Origin of the sequence: Kitasatospora sp. NPDC059817 (genome assembly GCF_042731835.1) — a bacterium.
GTDB lineage: Bacteria > Actinomycetota > Actinomycetes > Streptomycetales > Streptomycetaceae > Kitasatospora.
This window is the reverse complement of the sequence record NZ_JBHWIR010000237.1, coordinates 1-9,077: the sequence shown is the minus strand read 5'-3', so window position 1 is coordinate 9,077 and position 9,077 is coordinate 1. Positions and strand designations below refer to the sequence as shown.

The window sequence follows — 9,077 nt, the reverse complement described above, 5'->3', positions numbered from 1 at the left end:
GCGCCCGCGCGCCGCGCCGGGGGGGGGGGGGGGCGGGGCCGCCCGCCGCCCGCGGCCGCGCGGGGGGCGCGCCCCCCCCCCCCCCCCGACGGGGCGGGGGAGGTCAGATGACCGTCTCCGCCTCCAGGTAGCGCTCCTGCGGGACGGTCTTCAGCTCGGCGACCGCCTCGGCGATCGGCACCAGGTTGATGTTGGTGCCCTGCAGTGCGGTGATGTGCCCGAACGCGCCCTTGTGGACGGCCTCGACGGCGTGCCAGCCGAAGCGGGTGGCGAGCACCCGGTCGTACGCGGTCGGGGTGCCGCCGCGCTGGGTGTGGCCGAGGATCACCGGGCGGGCCTCCTTGCCGAGGCGGTGCTCCAGCTCGCGGGAGAGCTGGGTGGCGATGCCGGTGAACCGCTCGTGGCCGTAGATGTCCTTGGTGCCCTCTTCCCAGTGCATGGTGCCGGGCTCGGGCTTGGCGCCTTCGGCGCAGACCACGATGGCGAACTTCTTCTGCCGGTCGAAGCGTTCGCGGACGACGGCGGTCAGCTTGTCGATGTGGAACGGCCGCTCCGGGACGACGATGGCGTGCGCGCCGGCGGCCATGCCCGCGTTGAGCGCGATCCAGCCGGTGTGGCGGCCCATGACCTCGACGACCATGACCCGCTGGTGGGATTCGGCGGTGGTCTTCAGCCGGTCCAGCGCCTCGGTGGCGACCGAGACGGCGGTGTCGAAGCCGAAGGTGACGTCGGTGGAGGCGATGTCGTTGTCGATGGTCTTCGGGACCCCGACCACCGGCAGTCCGGCGTCGCTCATCAGCTTGGCGGCCTTGAGGGTGCCCTCGCCGCCGATCGGGATCACCGCGTCGATGCCGAGGTCCGCGCACAGTCGCTTGGCGCGCTCGACGCCGTCGCGCAGGTGGCTGGGCTGGACCCGGGACGAGCCGAGGATCGTGCCGCCCTGGGCCAGGATGCCGCTCACCGAGTCGAGGGTGAGCGGCCGGTGGACGCCCTCCAGGAGACCGCGCCAGCCGTCCTGGAAACCGATGATCTCGTCGCCGTGGTCGACCACCCCCCGGTGGACCACGGAACGGATCACCGCGTTCAGGCCGGGGCAGTCACCGCCGCTGGTCAGCACTCCGATACGCATTAGCTTTGCAACTCCCGAGCAGAACCGAGGAACGGCCGGACTACAGGCTGGGACGACGAGCCGTCACCGTAGCGGGGCGCTCCCACGCCGGAGTGGCGGGGAGGTGGCCGCGGGGTGAAGGACCGGCCGATCCGGACAGAACGCCCGAAAACGGCCGCGAAGTCGAGCATACGGCCCCTGGTCCGGCCGGGCAGGAGCCGACGCGGGAGCGGCGCCGTCGGCGCCCCCGCGCGGAAGTGCAGCCTGCTGCCGAGGAGGGTGTGCAGTAGGCAGCCCCATTGTGGTACGTCCGGGGCCGCCCCTGAACCGGGTGACCGCATCGCGGGCACCCGGGCTCCGGGGCGGGCGGACGTACTACGCGGGGCGCGTCGTGGCGGCGATGCGCTCGGCGCGCAGCGCGTCGTACCAGGTGGTGTCGGCCGGCGGCAGGGCGTTGACGTCCAGCGCCAGCTTGATCAGCATGTCGGCCACGGCGGGGTTGCGGGCCAGCACCGGGCCGTGCAGATAGGTGCCGAACACGGTGTCCCGCCAGGCGCCCTCGGTGCCGTCGCCGGTGCCGTTGCCCCGGCCGGCGACCACGGTGGCCAGCGGCTGGACGCCCTGGCCGAGGTGGGTGACGCCCTGGTGGTTCTCGAAGCCGGTCAGCTGCGGCAGGCCGAGGCGCGGGTCGACGTCGGCGAGGACGTCGCCGACGCAGCGGGCGCCGTCGCCGCGGGTGGTCCAGACGTCGAGCAGGCCGAGGCCCGGCTCGCGCTCGCCGAGGTCGTTGACGAACTCGTGGCCCATGATCTGGAAGCCCGCGCAGACGCCGAAGATGATCGCGCCGTTCTCGGAGGCCCGGATCAGGCCGCTGTCGTTGCGCAGCCGCTCGGCGGCGAGCCGCTGCGGACGGTCCTCGCCGCCGCCGATCAGGTAGATGTCGCCGCTGGTGGGGACGGACTGGTCGGAGCGGACGTCGATCCGGGTCACGTTGAGATGGCGCTGGCGGGCCCGGCGCTCCACGACCAGGGCGTTGCCGCGGTCGCCGTAGGTGCTGAGCAGGTCCGGGTAGACCCAGACCACGCGCAGGCTGCTCTCACTCATCCTCGAAGGCCTTCCGTCACGATCAGATGGGGCTGCAGGCGCGGCATCAGCCGGCCACGACCTTCCGCAGCTGCTGGAAGGCGGTGTAGTTGGCGATGGCCTCGATCCGGCCGGGCGGGGCCATCCGGACGGCCTGCTCCAGCGTGTCCACCACGTGGAACTGCAGTCCGGCGACCTCCAGGCGGACGGCCAGGTCCAGCTTGCGCTGCCCCATCACGAACACCGGGTGCCCGGCGAGGCGCTCGTAGTCGACGTCCCACAGCCAGGAGGTGTCCGTGCCGTCGGCGTCGAGCGCGTTGACGGAGAGGATCACCGGCGCGGGCGGGCCGTCGATCAGCGAGAAGGTCTCCAGCCAGCCGGCCGGGTTCTTGGCCAGCAGCAGCCGGATGTCCCGGCCCTGGTACTGGACCACGTCGTAGCGGCCGGCGACGGCCGAGACCGAGCGCATCCGCTCCAGCGCGACCTGCGGGGAGACGCCGAACACGGCGGCGACGGCGGCCGAGCTGGTGGCGTTGGCCAGGTTGGCCCGGCCGGGCAGCTGGAGCTGGATCGGCCAGGCGCCGCGCTGCGGGTCGATCACGTGGGTGCCCTGGAGCGCCCAGTGCGGGTTGGGGCGCCGGAAGCCGCACTCCTGGCAGAACCAGTCGTCGCCGGGGCGCTGCATCACACCGCCGCAGGCGGGGCAGGACCAGGCGTCCTCCTTCCAGGCCTGCCCGGCGGCCACCCAGACCACCTTCTTGCAGGAGGAGGCGGCCCAGGTCACCAGCGGGTCGTCGGCGTTGGCGATGACCACGGCCTCGGTGTCCTGAAGGCCCTCGCGCCACTTCTCGGCCATCATCCGGGTCTCGGCGGCGCGGTCGAGCTGGTCGCGGGAGAGGTTGAGCAGGGCGATCGCCTTGGGGCGGGTGTCGCGGGCGACGCCCGCCAGGTACTTCTCGTCGACCTCGATCACGCCGAAGCGGGCGTCCGAGCCGCCGGCCAGGGCGGAGGTGATGCCGGCCGGCATGTTGGCGCCCAGGGCGTTGGAGACCACCGGGCCGGCGGCGCGCAGCGCCTCGGCGATCAGGCGGGTCGTGGTGGTCTTGCCGTTGGTGGCGCTGACCAGGACGACGTCGAGGTGGTCGGCGAGGGTGGCGAGCAGGTCGGGGTCGAGCCTCAGGGCGACCTTGCCGCCGATCACCGAGCCGCTTCCGCGTCCGGCCTTGCGGGACACGGCGGCAGCGACCCGACCGGCCGTGACCGCGATCTTGGCGCGGGCCGGCAGCGAGGCGTCGCGTGCGCCTGTGGGCTCCGATTCGGTGCCTGCCATGCTCAGTGGTTCCTCCTTGCTGCGGCACCACCCGGGTCCGGATTAACGGGCCGTCGGGCGGCGGGGACGGGGCCAGCCTACCGACTCCGCCGCCCGGCTCGACGATCCGGACCCCAGGCAGCCTGCTGCGACGCGGCCGGAGGCGCCGCTTCGGGCGCCCTGACGGATCGTCGGGGAAGGCGGTGTACGGAGGGGGCCTTCGTCGCTTGGGACGCTCTCCGGGCTCTCGGGGTTCCCGGGTGAGGATGTGGTGAAGAAAAGATCAGCGGCCCGGGCGGGCGCAGGAGGCCGGCTCGTCCGCGGCCAGCGTGGCGGTGATCACCAGGGTGCCGTCCTCGGCCCGGAAGTCCAGCGGCGCGGCCAGCCGGCGCATCGCGGTGATCAGCCCGGTGTTGGAGGCGTGGGTCACCGCGTACACGGTTGTCACACCGGCCGCCCGGGCCGCCGCCGAGAGCTGCCGCAGCAGGGCCGGCCCGAGTCCGCGCCGCTGCCAGGCGTCCTCGACCAGCACCGCCAGCTCCGCCTCGTCGTCGTCCCACATCAGGTGCCCGAGGGCGACGATCCGCCCGTCGGCGGCCGTCGCGGCGAGGCTGTGGCCGTGCCGGGCGTCCAGCAGGTGGTCCAGGTAGCGGCCAGCGTCGCGGACCGGCCCGTGGTAGCGCAGCCGCAGCGAGGCGGGGGAGCAGCGGAGGTGCATCGCCAGGGCCGCGGCCCGGTCGGCCGGTCCGGCGGGGCGCAGCGTCAGCGCCGTCCCGTCCGCCAGCGTCAGGCGGGACGGCGCCGCCCGGTCCGGCTCCGTCACGGCTCGCGGCCGGTCGACCGGGGGGTGCGGACGGGCGGGCCGCAACGGGCCCCCGGTGAGCGCGGGCAGCCGGGCGGCCTGGCCCTCGGGCGCCGCGCACCTGCGGTCGGACCTGCGGAAAGGCCGGTGCCAGAGCCGTTCGGGGCGAGTGCGTGATGCCGTCATGCCGCCGACGCTACCGACGCCGCGCTTCCGGCCGGTTACGTGATCGTGAACGCAGGAATGACCTGGGCGGTTCCGGAGCGTGACGAGCGCGGCCATGTCCCGGGGGCTCGACGGGGCTCGACCGGCCCCGACCGGACTCGACCGGGCTCGGGCACCAGGGTGGCCGACGGGCCTGGGGTGCTCGCCCGGCCCCGAACGGATCATTGACCTGAACACGCTCACGGATGGCGCAGAATCCGGGAACGGACGAGCCCCTTCGGATAGGGATGGCTCGGCTTTCCGCCGATCCCACCTCCCCCGAAGGGGCCCACATGTCCTTCCCCTCGTCCCTCCTGAAGAAGTCCGCCCTCGTGCAGCGGTCCGTACTGGGCGTGGCGTGCTGCGCACTGCTGCTGGCCGCGCCGATCGCCCTCGCCCAGCCGGCGGCCGCCGCGGACGGGCCCAAGACCCCGCAGGAGGCCGCCGCCTGCAAGGCTGTCGTCTCCACGCTGCTCGGCGGCTTCGGGTCGATGCTCGCGAACTCGGCGTGCGTCGTCCAGCCGAGCGACAGCTGAGCGGCGGCCGGGCGACGGCCGAGTGACGGCCGAGCGACCCGGCGACCCGGCGGGCCGGGGCCACCCGAGGGACCGCCTCAGGCCCCGGCCACCGCTGCCACCTGGGCGGCCGTATCTCACGGCTGCGGTTGAGCGGTCAGGGGTGGGACGGGTCGTCGGGGAGGGTGAGGGTGGCGAGGGCGCCGCCGTCGGGGTGGTTGGTGAAGGTGAGGTCGGCGCCGATGACCCGGGCGTGGCCGGTGGCGATGGTGAGGCCGAGTCCGTGGCCGCGTCCGCGTTCGGGGGCGTTGGTGCGGAAGCGCTGGGGGCCGCGGGCGAGGAGGTCGTCGGGGTAGCCGGGGCCGTGGTCGCGGACGGTGATCCGGTGGCCGTCGACGTGCAGCCGGATCGGCGCGGTGCCGTGCCGGTGGGCGTTGAGCAGCAGGTTGCCGAGGATGCGGTCGAGGCGGCGCAGGTCGGTGCGGACCTGGCGGTCGGCGGCCGCGTCCACGTCCACGTCGACCTCCAGGCCGGTGAGCGTGACGGTGCGGCGCACCGCGCGCTCCAGCGGGACGGGGGCGAAGTCCGGGATCTCGGCGTCGGCGTCGAGGCGGGAGACCTCCAGCAGGTCCTCGACCAGCGAGCGCAGGGCCTGCACCCGGTTCTGGACGAGTTGGGTGGGGCGGCCGGGCGGAAGCAGTTCGGCCGCGGTGACCAGGCCGGTGAGCGGGGTGCGCAGTTCGTGGGCGACGTCCGCCGTGAAGCGCTGCTCGTCCTCCAGCCGCTGGTGCAGGGTGCGGGACATCAGGTCGACGGCGGCGGCGAGGTCGGCGACCTCGTCCTTCCCGTCGACGAGCTCGCCGATCCGGGTGTCCGTCCGGCCGGCGGCGATGCCCCGGGCGGCCGTCGCCGCGGTGCGCAGGCGGCGGCTGATCCGGTCGGCGACGAGCACGCCGGCCAGGACCGTGGTGAAGACCGCGGCGACGACGGTGATCAGGATGATCCGGTCGAGGTCGGCGATCGCCTGCCGGTCCTGGGTGAAGTCCACCCGGACGGAGAGCACCCCGGTCTGGACCGGTCGGGCCGCCCACATCGACTCGCCCTGCGGACCGCCGGCGAGCAGCGAGCCCTCACGGCCGTCGGCCGCGAGCGTCCGCAGCCCCTGGGGCAGCGCCGGGTCGTCCAGGGCGAACCGGTCGGTGACCTCGCCGCGCTTGTAGGTGTCCACGGCCGAGCCGAGCGCGGCGAGCGCGGCGGCGCGGGCCTGGTCCACGTGCTGACGGATCATCGCCTGGTGGACCAGCAGGCCGACGGCCACCGCCACCAGGACGGCGATGGCGGCGACGGCGGTGGCGATCTGACGGCGCAGGGTCATGCCGGACGCCGCAGTTTGTAGCCGAACCCGCGGACGGTCTCGATCCGGCCGGAGCCGATCTTGGCGCGCAGCCGCTGCACGTGGACGTCCACCACCCGGGTGTCGGCGCCCCAGTCGTAGTCCCAGACGCGTTCCAGCAGGGTGGAGCGCTCCAGCACGATGCCGGGCGCGGCGGTGAACTCCAGCAGCAGCCGCAGCTCGGTGGGGGTGAGCGGGACGAGGTGGCCGTCGACGCGCACCTCCATGCTGTCGGTGTCCACCTGCATGCCGTCGAAGCTGCGCAGCGCGGAGGAAGGGGCGTCCGCAGGCACGGCGGCGGTGGGAACGGCGACGGCAGACGCTGCGACGGGGATGGCGGGGTCCACCGGCTCCTCGGGCAGCGCGGGTTCGGCCGGGACCACCCGCACCCGGCGCAGCACGGTGCGGATCCGGGCGACCAGTACGGCGCTCTCGAACGGCTTGACGACGTAGTCGTCCGCCCCGGCCTCCAGACCGGACACCACGTCGACCGGGTCGGTGCGCGCCGACATCATCAGGATCGGCAGCTGGCTCTCCTCCCGGATCCGGCGGCAGAGGCCGACCCCGTCGAGGAGCGGCAGCATGACGTCCAGCAGGAGGAGGTCGGGGCGCACGGCGTGGAAGGCCTCCAGGCCCTCCAGGCCGTCGGCGGCCGTGGTGACCGGGAAGCCGTAGCGCTCCAGGGCCATCCGGGTGGCCTCCCGGATCACCTCGTCGTCCTCGACGAGCAGGATGTGCGGGTGGGCGGGCGCGGCTGCGGGGGTCATGGCTTCGCTTCCGAGGGAGCCGAGGGCGGGCGGACAGGGATCGGGACGGCCGTCTTCGGGGAGGAGACGCCCGCGCCGGCGCCGGCTTCGGGCAGGGAGGGCTGCGGCTGGGCGGATGGGCGGCCGCTGCGCTGGGCGACGGCGGGGCCGGCGGAGGGCGTGCTGGTGGGCGTCTGTGCGGCGCCGTTCGTGGCTCCGCTGGCCGGGCCGGCGATCGGGCCGGCGATCGGGCCGGTGTCCTCGACCTTCCGCTCCAGCAGGCCGAGCCGGACGCCGTCCCACTGGTAGTGGCTGCTGGTCCGGACGAACGCGCCGGTCGGCTCGTAGAGCCACAGGTCGGATCCCACGGTCGCGGCGCTGAACCCCTTCAGCACCTCGACCTGGAGGATGGGCAGCAGCCGGTCGTCGGCCAGCAGGTAGACGTGCAGGACCACGGGCCCGGGGGTGGCGACGGAGACGACCAGTTCGTCCCGCCCGTCGCCGGTGAGGTCACGGAACTCGGGGCTGCGGACGTCGCAGGCGGGGCAGGAGTCCAGGGCGCGCCGCTCCTCCGGGCCCACCGTGGAGTCCTTGGCGAGGAGGGTACGGACGTCGACCGTCTTGATGTCGTGCCCGGGGACGGTCACGTCCGGGACGGGTTGCGGCGCGGCCTGGGTGGCGGCCCCGGCGCCGGTGGCGGGAGGGCGCGGCGGCGGGGAGGCCGCCAGGTCGGGCCAGAGCGGCTGGGCCACCAGCGGCGGCGCCACCGGCTGGGTGGCGCCGTGGTCCTGGAGCCCGCCGGGGGTGGCGCGGCCGAGGGCCAGGGCCGCGAGCGTCACGAGGACGGCCAGGGCGGCGAGGGCCGCCACCGGCACGGCGACGGGCCGGCGGCGGGGTGGGGATGCTGCTGCCACGGTCGGTGCTCGTCCTCCTGGTCTGCGGCGATGCGCCGGTTCGTCCCCGCACCGGCCTCGGTGGTAGGTCGCGTGGACGGCGGTCGGTGGTTCCCGTCCCGCCGTCCCGGCCGCCGCGCCGGTTCGACAGTCGAAACGACCCGACGGCCGGGACGACCGGGACGGCGCGGCGGCTTCAGCCGGTCGCGCCGCCCGGACCGGCCAGGTCCGCCAGGACGATGATGTTGTCCGTCCAGTGCCCGTCCGAGCCGATCCGCCCGCCGCAGGTGATGAGCCTGAGAGCGGGTTCGGGAGTGTCACCGTAGACCGTTTCGGTCGGGAAGCGGTCCTTGGCGGCCTGGAGCAGTGAGCGGACCTTGAAGTCCACGGTGCTGCCGTCCGCGCGCCGCACCTGGATCAGGTCGCCCGGCCGCAGCTTCGGCACGCCGTGGAAGACCGCCGGGCCGTGCGCGGTGTCGTAGTGCCCGATGAGGACGGCGGGGCCAGCCTCCCCGGGCGTCGGCCCGTTGCGGTACCAGCCGACCTCGTCGGCCCGGTCGGCGGCCGGCACTTCGACCGTCCCGTCGGGATTCAGCCCGAGGCCGGTCACCGGGGCGTCCACCCCGGCGGCCGGGACCAGCAGCCGGGTCGGCGCCGAAGCGGCGAAGGGCTTCGGCGCGCCGGCCGAGCTCCCGGCGGTCCCGGCCGTCCCCGTGGTCCCCGCGGTTCCGGGGCCTCCCGAGGGCGCGGCCGCCGGGTTGTCGGTACTGCCGTGCACCGAGGGCTCGACCCGCACCACCGGGGTGTGCTGGCCGGACAACGCCACGGTGGTGCCCAGCACCAGGCAGGCGAGGCCCGCCGCACCGAACGCCGTCCGGCGCAGTGTGCCCGGGCCGGGGGAGGCCTTGCGGCGCCGCCGGTTGCGGCCACCGCGCGGGAGGCCGTGGCGGGCCGGCCCGGGGGCGCCCGGCGGCCGGGGGGGGTGGCCCCCCCCCCCCCGGGGGGGCGGGCCCCCCCGCGCCCC

At 75.0% G+C, this 9,077-nt stretch carries 9 protein-coding genes; 1 reads left to right on the top strand and 8 read right to left on the bottom strand.

Going from position 1 to position 9,077, the window contains the following annotated elements:
* Positions 1–103: 103 nt before the first annotated feature.
* The 4 genes from ACFV61_RS31795 to ACFV61_RS31780 form a co-directional block, all read right to left on the bottom strand.
* Entirely contained in the window at positions 104–1,129 is a 1,026-nt protein-coding gene (locus ACFV61_RS31795) for a 6-phosphofructokinase (protein WP_063350327.1), read from the bottom strand.
* A gap of 354 nt (positions 1,130–1,483) precedes the next feature.
* Positions 1,484–2,212 (bottom strand): type 1 glutamine amidotransferase, encoded by a 729-nt coding sequence (locus ACFV61_RS31790; protein ID WP_063350328.1) that lies wholly within the window; start codon positions 2,210–2,212, stop codon positions 1,484–1,486.
* A 46-nt stretch (positions 2,213–2,258) separates the two neighbouring features.
* On the bottom strand, positions 2,259–3,521 hold the full coding sequence (locus tag ACFV61_RS31785; RefSeq protein WP_063350329.1) for a MurT ligase domain-containing protein: 1,263 nt from the start codon (positions 3,519–3,521) through the stop codon (positions 2,259–2,261).
* A 262-nt stretch (positions 3,522–3,783) separates the two neighbouring features.
* The gene (locus ACFV61_RS31780; RefSeq protein WP_380495397.1) at positions 3,784–4,488 is read right to left on the bottom strand and encodes a GNAT family N-acetyltransferase; all 705 of its coding nucleotides are present in this window, start codon (positions 4,486–4,488) and stop codon (positions 3,784–3,786) included.
* A 311-nt stretch (positions 4,489–4,799) separates the two neighbouring features.
* Between ACFV61_RS31780 and ACFV61_RS31775 the strand changes: the two genes are divergently transcribed.
* Positions 4,800–5,042, top strand: a complete 243-nt coding sequence (locus ACFV61_RS31775; RefSeq protein WP_380428188.1) for a hypothetical protein — start codon at positions 4,800–4,802, stop codon at positions 5,040–5,042.
* Positions 5,043–5,178: 136 nt separating this feature from the next.
* On the opposite strand, the gene ACFV61_RS31770 is transcribed toward ACFV61_RS31775, so the two are convergent.
* From ACFV61_RS31770 to ACFV61_RS31755, 4 genes are all read right to left on the bottom strand, one after another.
* Complete coding sequence (locus tag ACFV61_RS31770; protein ID WP_380483985.1) at positions 5,179–6,396, bottom strand: sensor histidine kinase; 1,218 nt, start codon at positions 6,394–6,396, stop codon at positions 5,179–5,181.
* Entirely contained in the window at positions 6,393–7,181 is a 789-nt protein-coding gene (locus ACFV61_RS31765; protein WP_380495395.1) for a response regulator, read from the bottom strand. The genes ACFV61_RS31770 and ACFV61_RS31765 overlap by 4 nt, the downstream gene beginning before the upstream one ends.
* Entirely contained in the window at positions 7,178–8,074 is an 897-nt protein-coding gene (locus ACFV61_RS31760; protein ID WP_380495393.1) for a hypothetical protein, read from the bottom strand. The genes ACFV61_RS31765 and ACFV61_RS31760 overlap by 4 nt, the downstream gene beginning before the upstream one ends.
* A 175-nt stretch (positions 8,075–8,249) precedes the next feature.
* Positions 8,250–9,077: class F sortase (locus ACFV61_RS31755; protein WP_380495391.1), on the bottom strand; the 828-nt coding region annotated here is incomplete at its 5' end.